Origin of the sequence: Streptomyces sp. NPDC046716 (genome assembly GCF_040645755.1) — a bacterium.
Lineage (GTDB): Bacteria > Actinomycetota > Actinomycetes > Streptomycetales > Streptomycetaceae > Streptomyces.
Map to the genome: position 1 here is coordinate 1 of NZ_JBEYYU010000057.1, position 21,999 is coordinate 21,999.

General features: G+C 73.3%; 15 protein-coding genes. 8 read left to right on the top strand and 7 right to left on the bottom strand.

Features of this window, described 5'->3' with window-relative positions; translation table 11 throughout:
- The 6 genes from ABZ930_RS32305 to kdpF all read right to left on the bottom strand — a co-directional run.
- Positions 1–1,484 (bottom strand): DUF4118 domain-containing protein (locus ABZ930_RS32305; protein WP_361555772.1); only part of this gene is annotated, 1,484 nt, incomplete at its 3' end.
- Positions 1,485–1,491: 7 nt separating this feature from the next.
- Complete coding sequence (locus tag ABZ930_RS32310; protein ID WP_361555775.1) at positions 1,492–2,184, bottom strand: response regulator; 693 nt, start codon at positions 2,182–2,184, stop codon at positions 1,492–1,494.
- Positions 2,185–2,283: 99 nt separating this feature from the next.
- Positions 2,284–2,937 carry a potassium-transporting ATPase subunit C gene (locus ABZ930_RS32315; RefSeq protein WP_361555778.1) on the bottom strand — a complete coding sequence of 218 codons (654 nt, stop codon included), beginning with the start codon at positions 2,935–2,937 and terminating at the stop codon, positions 2,284–2,286.
- 5 nt (positions 2,938–2,942) lie between these two features.
- Positions 2,943–5,102: a potassium-transporting ATPase subunit KdpB gene (gene kdpB / locus ABZ930_RS32320; protein WP_361555781.1), complete on the bottom strand. Its 2,160-nt coding sequence runs from the start codon at positions 5,100–5,102 to the stop codon at positions 2,943–2,945.
- Positions 5,099–6,763: a potassium-transporting ATPase subunit KdpA gene (kdpA, locus tag ABZ930_RS32325; protein WP_361555784.1), complete on the bottom strand. Its 1,665-nt coding sequence runs from the start codon at positions 6,761–6,763 to the stop codon at positions 5,099–5,101. Before kdpA ends, kdpB begins: the two co-directional genes overlap by 4 nt.
- A gap of 8 nt (positions 6,764–6,771) precedes the next feature.
- Positions 6,772–6,861: a K(+)-transporting ATPase subunit F gene (kdpF, locus tag ABZ930_RS32330; protein ID WP_018533641.1), complete on the bottom strand. Its 90-nt coding sequence runs from the start codon at positions 6,859–6,861 to the stop codon at positions 6,772–6,774.
- Between the two features lie 345 nt (positions 6,862–7,206).
- On the opposite strand from kdpF, the gene ABZ930_RS32335 reads away from it, so the two are divergent.
- Complete coding sequence (locus tag ABZ930_RS32335; protein ID WP_361555787.1) at positions 7,207–7,392, top strand: DUF5999 family protein; 186 nt, start codon at positions 7,207–7,209, stop codon at positions 7,390–7,392.
- Positions 7,393–7,493: 101 nt separating this feature from the next.
- On the top strand, positions 7,494–8,006 hold the full coding sequence (locus ABZ930_RS32340; RefSeq protein ID WP_361555790.1) for a hypothetical protein: 513 nt from the start codon (positions 7,494–7,496) through the stop codon (positions 8,004–8,006).
- 38 nt (positions 8,007–8,044) lie between these two features.
- Here ABZ930_RS32340 and ABZ930_RS32345 read toward each other — a convergent pair whose 3' ends face one another.
- The gene (locus tag ABZ930_RS32345; RefSeq protein WP_361555792.1) at positions 8,045–8,626 is read right to left on the bottom strand and encodes a universal stress protein; all 582 of its coding nucleotides are present in this window, start codon (positions 8,624–8,626) and stop codon (positions 8,045–8,047) included.
- 340 nt (positions 8,627–8,966) lie between these two features.
- On the opposite strand from ABZ930_RS32345, the gene ABZ930_RS32350 reads away from it, so the two are divergent.
- From ABZ930_RS32350 to ABZ930_RS32375, 6 genes are all read left to right on the top strand, one after another.
- Positions 8,967–9,362: an SAV_915 family protein gene (locus ABZ930_RS32350; protein ID WP_361555795.1), complete on the top strand. Its 396-nt coding sequence runs from the start codon at positions 8,967–8,969 to the stop codon at positions 9,360–9,362.
- Between the two features lie 13 nt (positions 9,363–9,375).
- Positions 9,376–10,743: a diaminopimelate decarboxylase gene (gene lysA / locus ABZ930_RS32355; RefSeq protein WP_361555798.1), complete on the top strand. Its 1,368-nt coding sequence runs from the start codon at positions 9,376–9,378 to the stop codon at positions 10,741–10,743.
- Positions 10,744–10,884: 141 nt separating this feature from the next.
- Positions 10,885–12,174, top strand: a complete 1,290-nt coding sequence (locus tag ABZ930_RS32360; protein ID WP_361555801.1) for an MFS transporter — start codon at positions 10,885–10,887, stop codon at positions 12,172–12,174.
- On the top strand, positions 12,119–15,199 hold the full coding sequence (locus ABZ930_RS32365) for a type I polyketide synthase (protein ID WP_361555804.1): 3,081 nt from the start codon (positions 12,119–12,121) through the stop codon (positions 15,197–15,199). Before ABZ930_RS32360 ends, ABZ930_RS32365 begins: the two co-directional genes overlap by 56 nt.
- Complete coding sequence (locus ABZ930_RS32370) at positions 15,196–20,715, top strand: MupA/Atu3671 family FMN-dependent luciferase-like monooxygenase (RefSeq protein WP_361555807.1); 5,520 nt, start codon at positions 15,196–15,198, stop codon at positions 20,713–20,715. The genes ABZ930_RS32365 and ABZ930_RS32370 overlap by 4 nt, the downstream gene beginning before the upstream one ends.
- A complete protein-coding gene (locus ABZ930_RS32375; RefSeq protein WP_361555810.1) occupies positions 20,712–21,998 on the top strand; it encodes a M18 family aminopeptidase in 1,287 nt (428 codons plus the stop codon). The genes ABZ930_RS32370 and ABZ930_RS32375 overlap by 4 nt, the downstream gene beginning before the upstream one ends.
- The last annotated feature ends 1 nt before the right edge of the window (position 21,999 follow it).

Sequence of the window (21,999 nt, forward strand, 5' to 3'; positions counted from 1 at the left end):
ATCTCCGACTCCGCACGCAACCGCGCCGCCTGATGCGTACGCCGGGCCGCCAGATCCACCACCGACGCCACCGACACCGCCACCCCGACGAAGATGGTGAGGGCGAGGATGTTCTTCGGGTCGGAGATCGTGAGCCGGTGGACCGGGGGTGTGTAGAACCAGTTGAGGAGCAGGGAGCCGATCGCCGCCGACGCGAGCGCGGGCAGCAGGCCGCCGAGCAGCGCCGCCGCGACCGTCACGGCGAGGAACAGCAGCATGTCGTTGGCGAGGCCGAGATCGGAGTCGAACCCGCTGATCAGCAGGGTCAGCAGGACCGGCCCCGCGCTGCCGAGCAGCCAGCCCCACGCCGTGCGGTCGCGGCCGAGCCCCGGGCGTCCGGCCGGGGCGAGGCCCCGTCCGCTGCCGACGTTGTCGTGGGTGACGAGGTGGACGTCGATGTCGGGCCCCGAGCGGATGGCGACGGTGGCGCCGACGCCGGGCCCGAGTACGTACTGCCAGGTCTTGCGGCGGGAGACGCCGAGGACGATCTGCGTGGCGTTGACCCCGCGCGCGAAGGAGAGCAGCGAGTTCGGCACATCGTCGCCGACGACGTGGTGGAAGGTGCCGCCGAGGTCCTCGACGAGGGTCCGCTGGAGCGCCAGCTCCTTCGGGGACGCGGCCGTGAGTCCGTCGCTCCGCGCGATGTACACCGCCAGGACCTCGCCTCCGGCGCCCTTCTCCGCGAGCCGCGCCGCCCGCCTGATCAACGTACGGCCTTCAGGGCCGCCCGTGAGACCGACGACGATGCGCTCGCGTGAGCCCCAGACCTTCGAGACGCGGTGTTCGCTGCGGTACTGCTGGAGGTAGGCGTCGGCCCGGTCGGCGACCCAGAGCAGGGCCAGCTCGCGCAGGGCCGTGAGGTTGCCGGGACGGAAGTAGTTCGAGAGCGCCGCGTCGACCTTGTCCGGCTTGTAGATGTTGCCGTGCGCCATCCGCCGGCGCAGCGCCTGTGGCGACATGTCGACCAGCTCGATCTGGTCGGCGCGGCGCACGAACTCGTCGGGGACGGTCTCCTTCTGCCGGACCCCGGTGATCGACTCGACGACGTCGCCCAGGGACTCCAGATGCTGGATGTTCACCGTCGAGACCACGTCGATGCCCGCGGCGAGCAGCTCCTCGACGTCCTGCCAGCGCTTGGCGTTGCGGGCGCCGGGGACGTTGGTGTGCGGGAGTTCGTCGACCATCGCCACCTGGGGGCGGCGGGCGATGACCGCGTCTACGTCCATCTCGGTGAACCGCGTTTGCCGGTAGTCGAGTTGCCGTCGCTCGACCTGTTCCAGGCCGTGCAGCATGACTTCGGTGCGGGGCCGGTCGTGGTGCTCGACGAAGGCGACCACGCAGTCGGTGCCGCGTTCTCTGCGGCGGTGCGCCTCGGAGAGCATCGCGTACGTCTTGCCGACGCCGGGGGCGGAACCGAGATAGATCCTGAGCTTGCCGCGCGCCATCGCCTCGTCAGTTTCCCGGGTTCTCGAATCGGTAGCCCATGCCGGGCTCGGTGATCAGATGACGCGGACGGGCGGGATCCGCTTCGAGTTTCCGCCTCAACTGGGCCATGTAGACGCGGAGATAGTTGGTCTTGGTGCTCTGCGAGACCCCCCAGACCTCGCTGAGGAGCTGCTTCTGGCTGACCAGGCGGCCCGGGTTGCAGACCAGGATCTCCAGCAGGTGCCACTCCGTGGGTGTCAGGCGGATGTCGCGCCCGTCGCGTACGGCCTTCTTGGCGACGAGGTCGACCGTGAAGTGTTCGGTGGCGACGACGACGGCGTCCGGGGCGGCGGGCGCCGATTCGGTGCGCCGGACCGCCGCCCGCAGCCGGGCGAGCAGTTCGTCCATGCTGAACGGCTTGGTCACGTAGTCGTCGGCTCCCGCGTCGAGCGCCGCGATCTTCTCCTCGGAGGCGCTGCGCGCCGACAGCACCATGATCGGCACCCGGGTCCAGCCGCGCAGCGCCTTGATCACGTCGACGCCGTCCATGTCGGGCAGGCCGAGGTCGAGCACCACGGCATCGGGCTGCCGGGCGGCGGCGAGGCGCAGCGCGGTGGCTCCGTCGCGGGCCGCGTCGACGCCGAAGTGGCGCGCCTGCATGTTGATGACCAGGGCCCTGACGAGCTGCGGATCGTCCTCCACCACCAGTACGCGCGTCATGCCGTTCCTGTTCCGGTCCTGTTCGTGTGCGGAGCGGCGGGAGCCGGCGGTCCGGGGTGGTCCCCGGGCCGGCCGTTCCCGCCGTGCCGGTCGAGGCCATCAGCTCTTCCGCGTCAACTGCTTCAGCGCGATGTTGAGTTCGAGGACGTTGACGGTCGGCTCGCCCATGAAGCCGAGGATCCTGCCGTCCTTGTGCGTGTCGACGAGCTTCTGGACCTGTGCCACGGAGAGGTGGTTGCGCTCCGCGACCCGGTGCACCTGGAGGTCGGCGTACTCGGGCGAGATCGCCGGGTCGAGGCCCGAGCCGGACGAGGTGACGGCGTCGGCGGGGACGTCGGCGGGCTTCACCTCGTACGTCGCCGTGGAGTTGTCCTTGATGACGGCGGCCTTGGCGGCCTTGACCTGCTTGATCAGTTCCTTGCTGTCGCCGGAGAGGTTGGTGGCGCCGGAGAGGATCAGCTTGTACTGCGTGTTGACGCTGTTCTCGCCGAGGCCGTTCTGCGGGCGTCCCTGGAACCACGTCAGGTCCGGCTTGCCGTCCTTGCCGGTGTACGCCTGCCCGATGAGGGACGAGCCGACGACCTTGCCGTCGGCGTCCTTGATCTCCGAGCCGTTGGCCTTGTCGTGGAACGCGACCTGGGCGACACCGGTCACCGCCAGCGGGTAGAGCACGCCGCAGACGACGGTGAGGACGATCAGGGCCCGCAGGCCCGCCCAGAGCAACCGGCCTGTGTTTCCTACGGAGTTGTTCATGGCCATTAACCGATTCCGGGGATGAGGGAGATGAGCAGGTCGATGAGTTTGATGCCGATGAAGGGGGCGATCAGACCGCCGAGGCCGTAGATGCCGAGGTTGCGGCGGAGCAGCTTGTCGGCGCTCACCGGCCGGTACCGGACGCCCTTGAGGGCGAGCGGGACCAGCGCGATGATGATCAGCGCGTTGAAGATCACCGCGGACAGGATCGCGGAGTTCGGCGACGCCAGGTGCATGATGTTGAGCGTCTTCAGGCCCGGGTAGATCGCCGCGAACAGCGCCGGAATGATCGCGAAGTACTTCGCGACGTCGTTGGCGATCGAGAAGGTCGTCAACGCCCCTCGGGTGATGAGGAGTTGCTTGCCGATCTCGACGATCTCGATGAGCTTGGTCGGGTTCGAGTCGAGGTCGACCATGTTGCCGGCCTCCTTCGCGGCCGACGTGCCCGTGTTCATCGCGACACCGACGTCCGCCTGGGCCAGGGCCGGGGCGTCGTTGGTGCCGTCACCGGTCATCGCGACCAGCTTGCCGCCCGCCTGCTCCCGCTTGATGAGGGCCATCTTGTCCTCGGGGGTGGCCTCCGCGAGGAAGTCGTCGACGCCCGCCTCGTCGGCGATCGCCTTGGCCGTCAGCGGGTTGTCGCCCGTGATCATGACGGTCTTGATGCCCATGCGGCGCAGTTCGTCGAACCGCTCGCGCATGCCGTCCTTGACGACGTCCTTGAGGTGGATGACGCCGAGGACGCGGGCGCCGTCGGCGTCCTCGACCGCGACGAGCAGCGGGGTGCCGCCGGCCTGTGCGATCCGGTCGGTCAGCTCGCGGGCGTCGGGGGCGACCTCGCCGCCCTGCTCCTCGACCCAGGCGATGACCGAGCCGGTCGCGCCCTTGCGGATCTTGCGGCCGTCGACGTCCACGCCCGACATGCGGGTCTGGGCGGTGAACTCGATCCAGCCGGCGCCGGTCAGCTCGCCCTGGTGCCGCTCGCGCAGCCCGTACTTCTCCTTGGCGAGGACGACGACGGAGCGGCCCTCGGGGGTCTCGTCGGACAGCGAGGAGAGCTGGGCCGCGTCGGCGAGCCGGGCCTCGGTGGTGCCGCGCACCGGTACGAACTCGGCGGCCTGGCGGTTGCCGAGGGTGATGGTGCCGGTCTTGTCGAGGAGCAGCGTCGACACGTCGCCGGCGGCCTCGACGGCGCGGCCCGACATGGCGAGGACGTTGCGCTGCACCAGGCGGTCCATGCCCGCGATGCCGATCGCGGAGAGCAGGGCGCCGATCGTCGTCGGGATCAGACAGACGAGCAGCGCCACCAGGACGATCATGGAGAGGTGTTCGCTGCTGCCCGCGTTCGCGAACGACCAGTTGGCGATGGGCTGGAGCGTGGCGACGGCGAGGACGAAGACGATGGTCAGCGACGCGAGCAGGATGTTGAGCGCGATCTCGTTCGGCGTCTTCTGCCGGGCCGCGCCCTCGACCAGGTTGATCATGCGGTCGATGAACGTCTCGCCGGGCTTCGTCGTGATCTTGATGACGATGCGGTCGGAGAGCACCTTCGTGCCGCCGGTGACGGCCGAGCGGTCGCCGCCGGACTCGCGGATGACGGGAGCGGACTCGCCGGTGATCGCGGACTCGTCGACGGAGGCCACGCCCTCGACGACGTCACCGTCGCCGGGGATGATGTCGCCGGCCTCGCAGACCACGAGGTCGCCGATGGTCAGGGCGGTGCCGGGGACCTGTTCCTCGCGGTCCCCCACCAGCCTGCGGGCGACGGTGTCGGTCTTGGCCTTGCGCAGCGTGTCGGCCTGGGCCTTGCCGCGGCCCTCGGCGACGGCCTCCGCCAGATTCGCGAAGATCACCGTCAGCCACAGCCAGGCGCTGATCGCCCAGCCGAACCAGTCCGTCGGGTCCGCGACGGCGAACGCGGTGGTCAGGACCGAGCCGACCAGCACCACGAACATCACGGGCGACTTGATCATCACGCGCGGGTCCAGCTTGCGGCAGGCGTCGGGGAGCGACTTGATCAGCTGCTTGGGGTCGAAGAGACCCGCGCCGACCTTGCTCTCGCCCTCCTGCCGCGGCTGGTGGCCGGTCGGCAGGTCCGGGTGCGGCGCCCGGGTGGGAGTGGTTGCGGACATGGCGTCCTCAGTCTTCTCGGTTCGTACGGTCATGACGCGAGCCCCTCGGCTATGGGGCCGAGCGCGAGCGTCGGGAAGTAGGTGAGACCGGTGATGATCAGCAGCGTGCCGACCAGCAGGCCGGTGAAGAGCGGCTTCTCGGTGCGCAGGGTGCCGGCCGTGGCCGGGACGGGCTTCTGCTCGGCGAGCGAACCGGCGAGCGCGAGCACGAACACCATCGGCAGGAACCGGCCGAGCAGCATCGCGAGCCCGATCGTGGTGTTGAACCACTGGGTGTCGGCGCTGAGCCCGGCGAACGCGGAACCGTTGTTGTTGGCGCCGGACGTGTACGCGTACAGGATCTCGGAGAAGCCGTGCGCGCCGCTGTTCAGCATCGAGTTCGGCGGGGTCGGCAGGGCCATCGAGGCGGCCGTGAAGATCAGCACGAGGGCCGGCGTGACGAGGATGTAGCAGGCGGCGAACTTGATCTCGCGGCTGCCGATCTTCTTGCCGAGGTACTCGGGGGTGCGGCCGACCATCAGACCGGCGATGAACACCGCGATGATCGCCATGATCAGCATGCCGTAGAGGCCGGATCCGGTGCCGCCGGGCGCGATCTCGCCGAGCTGCATGCCGAGCATCGTGATGCCGCCGCCGAAGCCGGTGAAGGACGAGTGGAAGGAGTCCACCGCGCCGGTCGAGGTGAGCGTCGTGGAGACCGCGAAGATCGACGAGCCGCCGATCCCGAAGCGGTTCTCCTTGCCCTCCATGGCGCCGCCCGCGGCGTCGAAGGCCGGACCGCCGTGGTGGAACTCGGTCCACATCATCAGCGCGATGAAGCCGATCCAGATCGTCGCCATCGTGGCGAGGATCGCGTAGCCCTGCTTCACCGAGCCGACCATCGTGCCGAACGTGCGGGTCAGCGCGAACGGGATGACGAGGATCAGGAAGATCTCGAAGAGGTTGGTGAAACCATTGGGGTTCTCGAAGGGGTGGGCCGAGTTGGCGTTGAAGTAACCGCCGCCGTTGGTGCCCAGCTCCTTGATGGCCTCCTGCGAGGCGACGGCGCCGCCGTTCCACTCCTGCGAGCCGCCCATGAACTGGCCGACCTCGTGGATGCCGGCGAAGTTCTGGAGGGCGCCGCAGGCGACCAGGACGAGCGCGCCGACCACGGCGATCGGGATCAGGATCCGGACGGTGCCGCGCACCAGGTCGGACCAGAAGTTGCCCAGCTCACCGGTGCGGGAGCGGGCGAAGCCGCGGACCAGGGCCACCGCCACGGCGATGCCGACGGCCGCCGAGACGAAGTTCTGCACCGCGAGACCGCCGGTCTGCACGACGTGGCCCATGGCCTGCTCGCCGTAGTACGACTGCCAGTTGGTGTTGGCGACGAACGACGCGGCCGTGTTGAAGGCCTGGTCCGGGTCGATCGACGTGAAGCCGAGCGAGCCCGGCAGGCTGCCCTGGACGCGCTGGAGCAGGTACAGGAAGAGGACGCTCACGGCCGAGAAGGCGAGGACGCCGCGCAGGTACGCGGTCCAGCGCATCTCGGCGTTCGGGTTGGCGCCGATGCCCTTGTAGATCCACTTCTCCACCCGGAGGTGCTTCTCGGAGGAGTAGACCCGGGCCATGTAGTCGCCGAGGGGACGGTAGGCCAGTGCCAGCGCCACGATGAGCGCGAGCACCTGAAGCACTCCGGCAAGTACGGGGCTCATATCTGTGCTCAGAACCTCTCCGGGTAGATGAGGGCGAGGACGAGATAACCCAGCAGGGCGACGGCCACGACGAGGCCGACGATGTTCTCGGCGGTCACAGCTTCGTCACCCCCTTGGCGACGAGTGCCACCAGCGCGAAGACCGCGATCGTGGTGACGACGAAGGCCACGTCGGCCATCGTGAGCTCCCTGTTCGAAGGTGGTGAATGGGGTCTGACATTCAGAGGAAACCCCTGGTCGTGGCGGGATCAGAGCCCCCTTGACGGCTCCCTTACGCGGGCCCGTACGCCCTTGACGCGTCTCTTACGCCGGGCCGCCCGAACGTTGCGTCGCGGCTCTGTCCGCGCCATGTCCTGGAGCTGTCACACTCCGCGCCGGGCTCTGGCCGCCGGGGCGCGGCGCGCGCATCGTCGAAGCAGAGGACAGCCCACCTGGAGGTGCGCCATGTGTGATCACCGACCCGCGTGCACGAGCCCCGAGCACGTCGTCGCCGCCCACCCCGAGCAGGGCTGGAGCCTGCGGTGCGACGGCAGGATCGTCTTCGACGACACCGGCGAGCTGCTGCCCGACGGACGGGCCGTCGCCCCGCACCGGTCCTACCCGGCGCAGTCGCTCACCATCGCGGCCTGATCGGCGCTCGCGCCGTCAGGCCGTCAAGACGCCGTACGTGACGGCGTTCGAAACCGTCAAGAGCGCGGAGGCCGCCGCCCGCGCTCCCTACCGTCGGCCGCATGGCAGACACCACCGCCGTCGCCCGGGACGCGTACTGGGCCGGGGAAGCGCGCGGCGCCGTCCTCCACGGGCTCGCACTGTTCTCGCTGCTCCTGGGGATCGACGGCCTCTCCGGTCAACTCACCCCGCGACGGGCCCTGTTGTGGCTGGCCCTCGGGGCCCTGCTCGCCCTCGTCCTGCTGCCCGCGCGGATCAGCGCGAGCGCCGACCGGCTGACCGCACGCGGTCTGTGGCGCGAGCACACGGTCCGCACCGACCGGCTGGTGTCCGTGCGCTGCGTGGACGGTGTCGCGCACCGGCTGGTGCTCCGCGACGAGCTGGGCGGCCGGGTCGAGATCGACCCGCGCGTCCTCGTGGCCAATCCCGCGCTGTGGCGGCTGCTCGACGACGCGGCGCGGGTGTCGGCGCGGCGCGGGCTGCTGCGGTGCGGCGGGACCGCGCTGCGCCGGCTCGCCCGGCGGATCGACGGGGAGCTGGCCGGGGCCGTGTTCCAGGTGTCCGGGCTCGGCTGAACCCTCCTGCCCCATAAGGCGGTTGAGCGACCACGCCCTCAGGCGACGGGCGCTCCGTCGTCCGGGGCCGCCGTCTCCTCGGCGAAGTGCCGGGTGTCCAGGCGCAGCCGCCACAGGTTGCGCCGGTGCGCCGCCGCGAGTTCGGCCTCCAGCGGCGACGGCGGTACGGCGAGGACCGGGCAGTCGGCGCGGGCCAGGCAGTAGCGGCTCACCGAGGGCTGGACCAGGCGACGGAGCGTGCCGCGGTGTCCGGCGCCGACGACGAGGAGGTCGTCCTCCCGGTCGGCGGTCTCCACCAGGACGCGGCCCGGGGAGCCCTGCGCCAGGAGCGCGTGCACGCGGGCGCCGGGACCGTCGGGGAACACCTCGTCGAGCGTGCCGAGGAGGGTGCCGCGGGCGAGGTCCTGCCAATCCTCCGCGGCGAGCGGCTCGACCGCGGCGTGCCGGACGCCGAGTCCGCCGCAGGGCGGCTGCCAGGCGAGGACGGGCCAGAGCTCGGCCCGCCGGTGCCGGGCCTCGGCCGCCGCCCGGCGCAGGGCGGTGCGGCTGCCCGGCTCTCCGTTGACCCCGACCACGACGCGGAGCGGGCGCGGGCTGGGGGCCGCGTCGGATCCGGACATCGCTTCACCTCCCGTGACGTCACCTGTCCGTTCCGGGTGCCCCGTCGACGGCGCGGGACAACACCCGGAGCCGGGGTTCCCGCCCCATCCCATCCCCGGCGCCCCGCCGGGACCAGCCGTGACGGCACTTCTTGGCGCGGTTCTGACGGCCGCCGGGGCCTGTGTGGCGCGGGCCCGTCACCATCGCGTCAGCGTCGCCCCGATCCGCGTCAACATCCCATCAGGGCAGGTCCGGGAGGCGGGTGCGGCGGGCATAGCGTCCTCGGCAGGTCCCGGCCGGCCGTCCCCCGGCCGGGGCCAGGACCGATTCCCGCTCCCCGGATCCTCCAGGAGGCATCCCATGACCGAACTCGTCTGCGGCGACGACCCGGAACCCGCTGAACGGTTCCCGGCCGGACCGCTCTTCGTGCCCGTCCGGCCGGGCCCCTTCGGGTACGCCGCCCGCCTGTTCCGCACCCCGCTCGGCGGCCGCACGGCCGTCGGCTTCACCTCCGAGCGCGCGCTGGCCGCCACGCTCGGCGCCGACCAGCCGTGGATCCGGCTCGCGGAGCCCGCGCTGCGCGCCATGACCGCGCCGCTCGGCGCCGCCACGGTGACCGTCGATCCCCAGCTCACCGCCCCCGCACCCGCCACCGTCCCCGCACGCCAGCGCGGTGGGGACGCGCAGACGGTCGGGGTGCTCCGGGTGACCGGGGCCGCCGCCCTGGTGACCGCGCTGTCGTACTGGATCGGCTGAGGAAGGCACCCCGATGACCACCGCCCGCGTATCCACCACCCCCGTATCCACCACCCCCGCGGCCACCGGCTCCGGTGCCGGTCCCGAGGAGCTCTCGGTGTGGCCCGCCTCCACCGCCGAACCCCGCCCCGGCGACCTGACCGTCGGCGGCGTCGCGCTCTCCGAGGTCGCCGGCCGCTTCGGCACCCCGGTGTACGTCCTCGACGAGGCCGAGGTCCGCCGCCGCTGCCGCACCTACCGCGACGTCTTCCCCGAGGCCGAGGTGCACTACGCGGCCAAGGCGTTCCTGTGCCGTGCCATGGCCCGCTGGATGGACGAGGAAGGGCTCGGCCTCGACGTCTGCTCCGCCGGTGAACTCGAACTGGCCGTCGCCGCCGGATTCCCCGCCGACCGCATCGTGCTGCACGGCAACGCCAAGACGCCGCACGACCTGAAGAAGGCCCTCTGGTACGGCGTCGGCCGCATCGTCATCGACAGCCCCTCCGAGATCGCCCGGCTCGCCGCGGCCGTCGGCCCGGACGGGCACCAGAAGGTGATGGTGCGCGTCGTGCCCGGCATCAGCGCGGGCGGCCACGAGAAGATCCGGACCGGCACCGAGGACCAGAAGTTCGGCCTGTCCCTCTCCGACGGCTACGCGCAGCACGCCATCGCCCGCATCCTCGACCAGCCGCAGCTCGAACTGACCGGACTGCACTGCCATCTGGGCTCGCAGATCACCGAGATCAAGCCATTCCTGTCGGCGGTGCGCAGGATGGTCGGGCTGATGGCGCGGCTGCACGAGCAGCACGGCCTGGTCCTGCCCGAGCTGGATCTCGGCGGCGGCCACGGCGTCGCCTACCGGCCCGGCGAACCGGTCCTCGACCTGACCCGGCTGGCCCGCCGGGTCCGCGCCGAACTGGCCGACGCCTGCGCGGCGGCGCGGCTCCCCGTGCCGCGCCTGATCATCGAGCCGGGCCGGGCCATCGCCGGGCCGTCCGGCATCGCGCTCTACCACGTCGTCTCCGTGAAGCGGACGGGCGGCCGCACCTTCGTCGCCGTCGACGGCGGCATGAGCGACAACCCCAGGCCCGCGCTGTACGGCGTGCGGTACGCGCCCCGGCTCGTCGGCCGGGCGGGCAGCGCCACGCGCACGCCGATGACGGTCGTGGGCCGGCACTGCGAGGCCGGTGACGTGGTCGCCGCCGACGTCCCGCTGCCCGCCGACGTACGGGTGGGCGATCTGCTCGCCGTGCCCGTCGCCGGGGCGTACCACCTGTCGATGGCGTCCGGCTACAACCTGGTCGGCCGTCCGCCGGTGGCCGCCGTGCGCGACGGCCGGGCCCGGCTGCTCGTGCGCCGCGAGTCGATGGAGGACATCCGCAGCCGCGACGTGGGCCTGTAGAGCCCCTTCGCGAGCCCCGCCGCTTCGGACAACTTCCATGATCTTCCTGCGGAAGGAGGAGTCCCCCGCCTAGGGTGCGGAACGTTCGAATCACCGATCACTCGTTCGCATCCGTACGGGCCGCTCGCAAAGGAACGCTCCATGAAGGAACGCCGGTACCGCATCCTGGTGACCGGTTACGCGATCTCCTCCTACGGCACCTACCTGAACCTGGTCGCGCTCAATCTGTACGTCTACGCGGTGACGGACCGGGCGCTCGCGGTCGGTGTGTTCATGGCCGTCCGGCTGGCCGCCGGGTTCCTCGCGGGGCTCGGGGCCGCCGCGCTGCTCGCCCGGTGGGCGGCGAAGCCGGTGATGTTCTGGGCGAACGTCGTGCAGGCCGCCGCGCTCGTACTCCTGGTCTGCGCGCCGGACGGGCTGCGCACGGCGGCGCTGTTCCTGGTTTCGGCGGTGGTCGGCGGGGCGGGCACGTTCTTCATGGTCGCCTTCCGCAGTTCGATCCCTGACATGGTGGACGAGGGGCGCCACACCTGGGCGAACTCGCTGATGGTGAGCGGCCGTTCGATGGCGATGGTGGTCGGGTTCGCGTCGTCGGGCGTCGTGGTGTCGCTGCTCGGCTACCGGGCCGCGTTCCTCCTGGACATGGCGACGTTCCTGGTCTGCGCGGGGACGGTGGCCCTGCTGCCGCTCGCCGCACGGCCGAGCGCCGAGAAGGAGGAGAAGGGCGCCCCGGCCAGGACGGGCGGGAAGCGGAACCCGGGCGCCCTGGCCGCGCTCGCCACCGCCCCGGTCATCGCCCTGATGGTGGCGCTGCGCGGCATCGACGCGCTCGGCTCGTCCTCGCACAACGCGGCGCTGCCGGTGTACTCCACGCGGCTGGACGCCGACCGGCCCGCCGTGTTCGTCAGTGTCTTCTGGTGCGTGTGGGCGCTCGGCAACGTCCTCGTGCAGCAGGTGTTGCAGCGGTGGGTGAAGCGGGACGGGCGGTCCGTCGGCGCGCTCGGGTTCGGTCTCGGCACGATCGCGATGTCGGGGACGTTCATCCTCGCCTTCGCCGGGTTCCCGTGGGCCGCGACGATCGTGATCGCGCTGCTCGCGGGCGCGGCCGACGGCATCACGGAGGTGTCGTACAGCTCCCACCTCCAGACGCTGCCGACGGGCTTGCGCACCCATGCCTTCGGGCTGTCGGCGACGGTGGAGAACCTCGGTTTCGGCGTCGGCATGATCGCGGTCGCGGCGGCGCTCGACGTGTTCTCGCCGCTGTCGGTGGTCGGGGTGGCGCACGGGGTCGCGATCGTGGTGGCCCTGGTGTTCGTCGCGCAGGTGCTGCGGCAGCGGCGCTCGGGTCCGGCGTTCCCGGAGGAGGGGGGCGGCGATGCGGGACCGGCGCGTGGCGGTCGTCGGGATGGCGCTGAGGTTTCCGGGAGCTGACGGCCCGGACGCGTACTGGCGGGACATCGCGGCGGGCGTGACGCACGTACGCCGGTTCGGCGACGCCGACTTCGCGGCCGCCGGGGTGCCCGAAGCGACGTACAAGGAGCCCGATTTCGGCGGGGCGAGTGCGCTGCTGTCCGGGATCGACGGGTTCGACGCGGCGTTCTTCGGGATGAGCGGGCGCGAGGCCACGGTCACCGATCCGCAGCAGCGGCTGTTCCTGGAGTGTGCCTGGCACGCGCTGGAGGACGCCGGGTACGCGGGCACGGGCGCCCGCGTCGGGGTGTACGCGAGCGTGGGCTACCGCCTGTACTCGCTGCACAGCTATCTCGCCCACAACATCGGGGAGCAGGCGGCGTCCGACGACTGGACGGCCGTGAAGCAGATCCAGGTCGGCAACTACCCGGACTTCACGGCGAACCGGGCCGCGTTCCGCCTCGGTCTGACCGGGCCCGCCGTCAATGTGGCCACGGCCTGCTCCAGCGCGCTCGTCTCCGTGCACCTGGCCTGTCAGGCGCTGTCCGCGGGCGACGCGGACCTGATGCTGGCCGGCTCGGCGGCGCTGCACCTGCCGCAGATCACCGGGCACCGGCGGGTGAAGGGCTCGACGCTCTCGCCGACCGGCGCGGTGCGGGCCTTCGACGCGGCGGCGGACGGCACGGTCGGCGGCAACGGGGTGGCCGCCGTGGTCCTCAAGCCACTGGAGCGGGCGCTCGCCGACGGGGACACCGTGCACGCGGTGGTCCTCGGCTCGGCGGTCACCAACGACGGCGCGGACAAGGCGGGTTTCGCGGCTCCGGGCGTGGCCGGGCAGCGGGACGCGGTGCTCGGCGCCCTCGCGGCGGCCGGGGTGCCCGCCGAGTCGGTCCGCTATCTGGAGGCGCACGGCACGGGCACGTACAAGGGCGATCCGATCGAGTTCGCCGCGCTCACGCAGGCGCTGCGGCGGCACACGGAGCGGACCGGGTTCTGCGCGCTCGGCTCGACGAAGCCCGCGATCGGGCACCTCGACAGCGCGGCCGGCCTCGCCGGGCTGATCAAGGCGATCCTGGTGCTGCGGCACGGCGTGGTCCCGCCCCTGGTGAACTTCACCCGCGCGAACCCCGAACTCCACGTCGAGGAAAGCCCGTTCACGCTGCCGCGCCGGGCCGTCGCCTGGCCCGCCGACGACAGCGGACCGCGCCGTGCGGGCGTCCACTCCATCGGCATGGGCGGTACGAACGCCCACGTGATCCTGGAGCAGGCGCCGCCCGTCCCGCCCCGCGCGCCGTCCACCGCTCCCCCACTGCTGCCGCTCTCTGCCCGCTCCCCCGAAGCCCTCACCGGGCTGGCCCGCGCGTTCCGGGACACTCTCGTACGCGATCCGGGGCTCGACCCCGCCGATCTGCTCACCACGACCGCGCTGGGCCGCCGTCACCACGAGCACCGCCTCGTCGTGACGGGTGACCCCGGCGAAGGGCTCGACGCCTTCCTGGCGGGGCGGCCCGACCCGGCCGCCTACCGCACGGGGACGGTGGCCGGTCCGGCGGAGCCGGTGTTCCTGTTCAGCGGGCAGGGCGGGGCCGTGCCCGGCATGGCGGCGGCGCTCGCGGAGCGCTTCCCGGTCGTCGCCGCGACGCTGGCCGCCTGCGCACGGATCCATCGACAGGAGTCGGGAGAGGCCGACTTCACCGGGCGGCTGGTGGCGGGTGCGGGTCCCGGGCAGTGGGACACGGCGTTCGCGCAGCCCGCGCTCTTCGCGTTCCAGGCCGCGCAGGTGCGGCTGTGGGAGTCGCTGGGGGTGCGTCCGGCGGCCGTCGGCGGGCACAGCGTCGGGGAGTACGCGGCGCTGTACGCGGCCGGCGCGCTGTCCCTGGAGGACGGGATGCGGCTGCTGTGCCGCAGGGGCCGCCTGATGCAGGAGACCGCGCCCGGGGCGATGCTCGCCGTGTTCGCCCCGTACGCGCGGGTGCGGGCGCTGATCGACGAGGCCGGGGCCGGGCTTGAACTCGCCGTGGTGAACGGGCCAGCGCACCACGTCGTCGCGGGCCGCCCCGAGGCGGTGGCGGCCGCGCGGCGGCTGCTGGCCGACGTGCCCTGCGAGCCGCTGCCGGTCGACCGGGCGTTCCACACCGCGCTGCTCGACCCGGTGCTCGACGGGCTGCGGGCCGCGGCGGAGGAGGTCGAACTCCGGCCGGTGGAGACCGCGTTCGTGTCCGGGCTCGACGGGGCGGTGAAGGCGCCGGGCTGGCGCCCCGACCCCGCCCATCTCGTCCGGCAGGCGCGGCGCACCGCCGACTTCCACGCCGTGCTGCGCGCCCTCGCCGACCGGGAGGTCCTGCTGGAGCTGGGGCCGGGCGCCCCGCTCACCGGCATGGCGCGCCGGGCCCTGCCGGGCGTGCCGTGTCTGCCGACGCAGGGCCGGGACGCGGGCGTCGACGGGCTGTGGCGGGCGGTGGCCGGGCTGCACTGCGCGGGCACGGCCGTCGACTGGACGGCGCTGCTCGCCGGAGCAGGGGGCCGCCGGATCCCGCTGCCCACCTACCCCTTCCAGCACCGCTCCTACTGGACGGGCCCAGCCCCCGCCCCCGAACCCCCCGTGGAGGACGCAGTGACCGAGCAGGACCAGGACCGGCCGGTGCTCACCCGGGTGCGCGAGCTGACCGCGCACCATCTGGGCTTCACCCTGGACGAGGTGGCGCCCGCGCAGAGCTATGTGGGGCTGGGCGCCGACTCGCTGCAACTGATCGGGATGCTGCGCCAGTTGGAGGCCGAGTTCGATGTGCGGATCGCGATCCGGGAGATCCTGGAGGACGCGGGGACACCGGAGCTGACGGCCCGGCTCATCGCCGAGCGGCGCGAGCGTCCCGCCGCGCCCGCCGAGGCCCAGGTGATCACTCCCGCCAAGGAGCAGTACGCGACGCGCGCCGAGGTCGCCGAACTCACGCGCCAGGTGAACCTGTTGGCCGAGACGCAGGCGGCGATGCTGACCCAGCTCTCCGAGGCGGTGGCCCTGCTCGGCGCCGACCGCTCCACCCGATGACGGCATCGGCGGCGGACCGCGCCGCACAACTGTCCCGGGACCTGACCGCACAGCTCGCCCGCGCGCGAGACAGCGCGGCCGCGCCCGTCCCGGCAACCACCGAGCAGCACGGGCCACGGGTCGTGCTGCCCGCGGACTCCGGGATGGCGGGCGCGGGCGCCGACTCCCGGCAGCGCGCGCACGCCGCCGACCTCGCCCGGCGACTGGCCGAACGCACCGCATCCTCCAAGGAGTTGGCGCAGCGGCGGCGCCCGGTGCTGGCCGACAGCCGGGCCGTCGTCGGGTTCCGGCGCGCCACGAAGGAGACGCTGTACCCGCTGTCGGCCCGCTCGGCGCGGGGTGCTCACCTGACGGACATCGACGGGAACGCGTACACCGACATCACGATGGGCTTCGGCGCGCTGCTCCTCGGGCACGAGCCGGAGTGCGTGAGCGAGGCGGTGCGGGCCCATCTCGACGGCGGGCTGCGGTTCGGGCCGCGCCCGGTCGAGGCCGGTGAGGTCGCCGAGCTGCTGGCCGGGCTGACCGGCATGGAGCGGGTGGCGTTCGCGAACTCCGGCACGGAGGCGAACTCGGGCGCGATCCGGCTGGCGCGCGCCGCGACCGGCCGGGACCGTGTCGTCATGTTCCGCGGTTCCTACCACGGCCACATCGACCCGGTGCTCGGCCGCCCCGGGCCGGACGGCGGCCGGGCGGTGCCGGTGTCGCGCGGCATCCCTGCGAGCGCGGTCGCCGATCTGCTGGTCCTGGAGTACGGCAGCCAGGAGGCCCTGGACACCATCGACGCGCTCGGCGACTCCCTCGCCGCCGTCGTCGTGGAGCCCGTCCAGTGCCGCAACCCCGGCCTGCGTCCGGTCGAATTCCTCCGCTCGCTGCGGGAGTTGACCCGGCGGCGCGGGATCGTGCTGCTCTTCGACGAGATGCTGACGGGCCTGCGCCCGCATCCGCGCGGCGCCCAGCACCATTTCGGCGTGGTCCCGGACCTGGCCACGTACGGCAAGGCGCTCGGCAGCGGCTTCCCGGTGGGGGCGATCGCGGGCCGCGCCGATCTCCTCGACGGGGTCGACGGCGGGTTCTGGCGCTACGGCGACGACAGCTCGCCCGGCGCGGAGACCACGTTCTTCGGCGGTACGTACCTCCAGCACCCGCTGTCGATGGTGGCGGCCAAGGCGGTCCTCACCCATCTCACCGCCGAGGGCCCGGCCCTCCAGGAACGGCTCAACGCCCGGACCGACGCGCTCGCCGACGACCTCAACACCTTCTTCCGCGCCGAGGAGTTCCCGCTGGAGCTGGCCCACTTCGGGTCCATGTTCCGCTTCACGCACCGCGCCGACATGGAGCTGCTGTACCAGCACCTGCTGCTGCGCGGGATCTACGTGTGGGAGTGGCGCAGCTTCTATCTGTCGACCGCACACACGGACGCGGACGTCGAGCGGGTCGCCGACGCGGTGAAGGACTCGCTGCGGGAGCTGCGCGCGGGCGGGTACTTCCCGGGCGCCCGGCCGAGGACGGCTGCGAAGCCCGAACGCCCGCGTCCCGCGCCCGACTTCGGCGTCTACTTCTTCGGGGACTACCCGGACGCCGAGGACACCTCGCAGGCGTACGACCGGATCGTGGAGACGGCCCGCTTCGCCGACACGCACGGCTTCAGCTCGCTGTGGATCCCCGAGCGGCACTTCCACTCCTTCGGCGGGCTCTTCCCGAACCCGGCCGTGCTCGCCGCCGCGCTCGCCCGGGAGACCGAGCGGATCCGGCTGAACGCGGGCTCCGTGGTGCTGCCGCTGCACGATCCGGTGCGGGTCGCCGAGGAGTGGGCGGTCGTGGACCGGCTGTCCGGCGGCCGGGTGGGCCTCGGCTGCGCCACCGGCTGGCACGCGCGGGACTTCGCGCTGCACCCGGACCGGTTCGCCCGGCGCACGGAGATCGCCTTCGAACACCTCGCCGCCGTACGGGAGTTGTGGCGCGGCGGCACCGTGCGCCGGGAGGACGGCGACGGCCGCCCGGCCGACGTGTCGACGCTGCCGCGCCCGGTGCAGGAGGCGCCGCCGATGTTCCTGGCGACGTCCGGGCGCCGGGAGTCGTACGAGGAGGCGGCCCGCCGCGATCTCGGCATCGTCACGAACCTGATGAACCAGACCGTCGCCGAGCTGGCCGCGAACATCGCCCACTACCGGGCCGCCCGCGCCCGGCACGGCCTGGACCCGGACGCGGGCCGCGTCACCGTCCTCCTGCACACCTATCTCACCGACGACCACGCGACCGCACGGGCCGAGGCCCGCGAGCCGATGACCCGGTATCTGCGCTCGTCGCTCCAGATGCGGTCGGCGGCCGGGGCCGTCGCCTCGGGCGAGCGGGACGTGGCGGAGGCGAGCGAGGCCGACCTGGAGTATCTGTTCCTGCGGGCCTACGACCGGTACTGCGACGAGCGGGCGCTGATCGGCACGCCCGAGACGTGTGCGCCGGTGGTGGCGGCGCTGCGGGACGCGGGCGTCGACGAGATCGCCGCCCTGGTCGACTTCGGGATGCCCGCCGAGCTCGCGCGGGCGGGCCTGGACCGGCTCGCCGCGCTGCGGGAGGCGACCGCGGCGCAGGAGATCACTCCGCCCCGGGACGTCACGGCGCCCGCGACCGCCGCCCAGCGCCGGCTCTGGCTCGCCGCGCAACTGGCCGCCGACCCGGCCGCGTACAACGAGGTGCAGGCGGTGCGGCTGCGCGGGCCGCTCGACGTGGCCGCGCTGACCGCAGCCGTCGACGGGCTCGTGGCCCGGCACGCGGGGCTGCGCACGGTGTTCCGCGCGGGCGGCGCGGACGGGCTGCTCCAGCAGACCGTGCGGGCGTCGACGCGCGTCCCGCTGGTGGTGACGGATGCCCGGGAGGAGGACCCGGACACGGCGATCGCGGCCGCGCTGCGGGCGGCGAGCACCCGCCCCTTCGACCTCGCCGACGGGCCGCTGTGCGCACCGCGCCTGCTCACGCTCGCCGACGACGACCACGTCCTGCTGCTCGCTCTGCACCACCTGATCACGGACGGCCACTCGGCGCGGCTGCTCGCGGACGACCTCCAGGAGCTGTACACGGCCCGTGTCGAAGGGCGCGCCCCGCGCTTCCCGGAGCCCGCCGGGACGACCGTCGGCGCCCCCGAACCGCCCGCGGACGACGGGGAGGCGGAGTGGTGGCTGAAGACCCTCGACCCGCTGCCGCCCGCGCCCGCGCCGCCGACGGACCGGCCGCGCGGGCCCCGGACGCCGGGGCACGGCGGCGCGGCGGAGATCCTGCTCGACTCGGCGCGCACGACGGCGGCGCAGGAGTGGAGCGGGCGGCACGGCGTCACGCTGTTCACGACGCTGCTCACCGCCTGGCAGCTGGTGCTGCGCGAGCGGACGGGGCTCGACGAGTTCGTCGTCGGCTCGACGTTCGCCCGGCGCACGCCCGCGACCGCGCGGACCGTCGGCTTCCACGCGGCGGTGCTGCCGCTGCGCGCGCACCTCACCGACGGCACGACGGTCGCCGACGCGGTGCGGGCCACCCGCGACGCCCTGTTCGAGGCCGAGCGGCACCAGCGCGTCGACCCCGACGAACTGGCGGCGCGGCTCGGCGGGGGCGCGGGACGGCCGCGCCCCCTCGTCACGGTCTCCGCGGACCTGGACACGGCGCCGCTCACCCGCGTCGACCTGCCGGGCCTCACCGCGTCCGACGTCCCGGGCGGCGCGTCGTCGGCGCCGCTCGAACTCGCCCTCATGGCGGTGCGCACGCCGTCGGGGCTGCGGCTGCGGATCCGCTACGACGCCGACCTCTTCGACGAGGGAACGGTCCGCGGACATCTGGCCGACCTGGACCGGGTGCTGCGCGCCATGGTGGAGGACGCGGCGCCGACCGTACGGGACACCCGCCCCGCTCCGTCCGGCGCGGGCGACGAGGTGCGCGCCGTGTGGCGTGCGGTGCTCGGCGTGGACGACATCGGGGACGACGCGGACTTCTTCGACCTGGGCGGGAACTCGATCACGGCGATCCGTCTCGTGAACCGGGTGCGGGAGGTGCTGGGCGCCGACATCTCGCTCGCGGACTTCTTCGCGGACCCGACGCCCGCCGCGATGACCCGTCACCTCGGTGCGAGTGGGCCCGAGTCGGGCGCGGAGGGCGTCGGGGACGGTGTCGTCGACCGGGCTCCCGTCAGCGACCAGCAGGACCGGATGATCGCCGGCCATCACGCCGTCCCCCGGGCCGAGGTGTGGAACGTGCCGACCCGGATCCGCTTCCGGGGCGCCCTGGACCCGGACGCGCTGCGCACGGCCCTGGGCCGGCTCGTCGAACGGCACCACGCCCTGCGGACCCGCTTCGTGCGGGGCGCGGACGGCGCCTGGTGGCAGGAGGTGGTGGCCGCGCCGCCCGCACGGCTGCGGGTCGACGACCTGTCCCGGCTCGCACCCGACACGGCGCGGGAGCGGGCGGACGCGGTGTGCCGGCGCATGGCGGCGAAGCCGTTCGACCTCGCCGAGCCCGCGTTCCCGCGCTGCCGGCTGCTGAAGGTGGCCGACGACGGCTGGGTGCTGATGTTCGTGCTGCACCACGCCAGTGCCGACGGCTGGTCCCACTCCGTGCTGATGGCGGAGCTGGCCGAGCTGTACACGGCCGCGGCGGCCGGCCGCGCGCACACCCTGCCCGCGCCGTCGGCGCAGGCCCCGGAGTACGCCCGCGAACAGGCCGCCGCGCACGACCCGGCCGAGGAGGAGCGGCGCGCCGCGTTCTGCGCGCGTCACTTGGAGGGCGTGCCGTGCCGCCTCGACACGCCCACGGACCGGCCGCGTCCCGACACGCTCAGCGGGGCGGGCGGCACCGTGCGCGGCACCGTGCCCGCCGAGGTCCGTACCGCCCTGGAAGAGGTGGCCGCCTCCGTGCGGCAGACGCCGTTCGCGGTCGCGGCCGCCGCGCTCGGCGTGCACCTGGCCCGGCTGTCCGGTGAGCGGGACGTCCTGCTGGCCGTGCCGTACGCCAACCGGGCGGGCACGGCGGGCGACTCGCTGGTGGCGATGGTGTCGACCTCCGTGATGGTGCGGGTGCGGATCGATCCCGGCGAGTCCTTCGCCGACCTGGTCGCCCGCACCGGCACCGACGCCCTCGCCGTGATGGCGCACGTCCTGCCGACCGCCCGCATCATGCGGGCGATGCGCGACGCGGGCGCCACCGAGGTCCCCGACCGGGTGCCGAACGTGCTCGCCTTCCAGAACTATCCCGACACCGACATCGAGATCCCCGGACTCGACGTCGAGGTCGAGGACCTGGCGCCGCCGGTCGCCCGCGCCGAGCTGGTCTTCGGCCTCTCACCGCGCCGCGACCCGGCGCTGGGCCTGCGCACCTTCCTGGAGTACTCGGCCGACCTGTGGGACGAGACCACGGCCGACGGACTCCTCACCTCCTACGCCGCGCTGCTCGGGGAGCTGTGCGCGCACCCCGGGCGCCCCCTCGCGGCGCTGCCCGACCACCCTCATCCCTTGCCCCTGGAGGCGGACACCGCATGAACCTGCCCACACAAGCCGAGCACGTCGAGGACCTGCTGACGTTCCTGCGGGAGAGCCCGTCCCCGTACCACGCGGTGGCCTCGGCGGCACGGCGCCTGGAGAAGGCCGGGTTCACCGAGCTGACCGGCACCGAGGAGTGGACCGGCCACAGCGGCGGCCGGTACCTGGCCAAGGGCGGCGCGCTCCTCGCCTGGTACGTGCCCGAGGGCGCCCCCGCCCACGCGCCGTTCCGCATCATGGGCGTCCACACCGACTCGCCGAACCTGCGCGTCAAGCCGACGCCCGACACGGGCCGGGCGGGCTGGCGGCAGGTCGCCGTGGAGATCTACGGCGGAGTTCCGCTCAACACCTGGCTCGACCGGGACCTCGGCATCTCCGGCCGGCTGACCCTGCGCGACGGCACCTCCACCCTCGTGAAGATCGACGAACCCCTGCTGCGCGTACCGCAGTTGGCGATCCACCTGGACCACAGCGTGAACGACGGGCTGTCCCTGCACCGGCAGCGGCAGACCCAGCCGATCTGGTCGCTCGGCCCCACCGAGCACGGCGCGCTGCTGCGCCGGGTCGCGCACGAGGCCGGGACCGACGCGTCCGACGTCCTGGGCTGGGACCTGATGCTGCACGACGTGCAGCCGCCCGGACTCCTGGGCGCCCGGCGGGAGTTCATCGTGTCGTCGCGCCTGGACAACCTCGTCTCCGTGCACGCGGGCGTCACCGCCCTGCTCGCCGCCGCCGCGTCGGCGGCCCCCGACCGGGTGCCGGTGCTCGCGGCGTTCGACCACGAGGAGACCGGCAGCAACTCCGAGACCGGCGCCCAGGGCCCGCTCCTGGAGCGGGTGCTGCACCGCTCGGTGGCCGCGCGCGGCGGCAGCGCCGAGGACTGGGAGCGCGCGCTCGCGGGCGGCCTCTGCGTCTCCGCCGACATGTCCCACGCCGTCCACCCCAACTACACGGAGCTGCACGACCCCGACAACCACCCGCTACCGAACGCGGGCCCGGTCGTCAAGGTCAACGCGAACCAGCGGTACGCCACCGAGGGCACCGGTTTCGCCGCGTGGGCCACCGCCTGCGAGCGGGCCGACGTGCCGTGGCAGCGGTTCGTGTCCAACAACGCGCTGCCGTGCGGTACGTCCATCGGGCCGATCACGGCGGCCCGGCTCGGGGTGACGACCGTCGACGTGGGCGTCCCCGGCCTGTCCATGCACTCGGCGCGCGAGCTGGTCGGCGCCGACGACCCGGGCCATCTGGCCCGTGGGCTCGCCGAGTTCGTGACGGCCGGGTGAC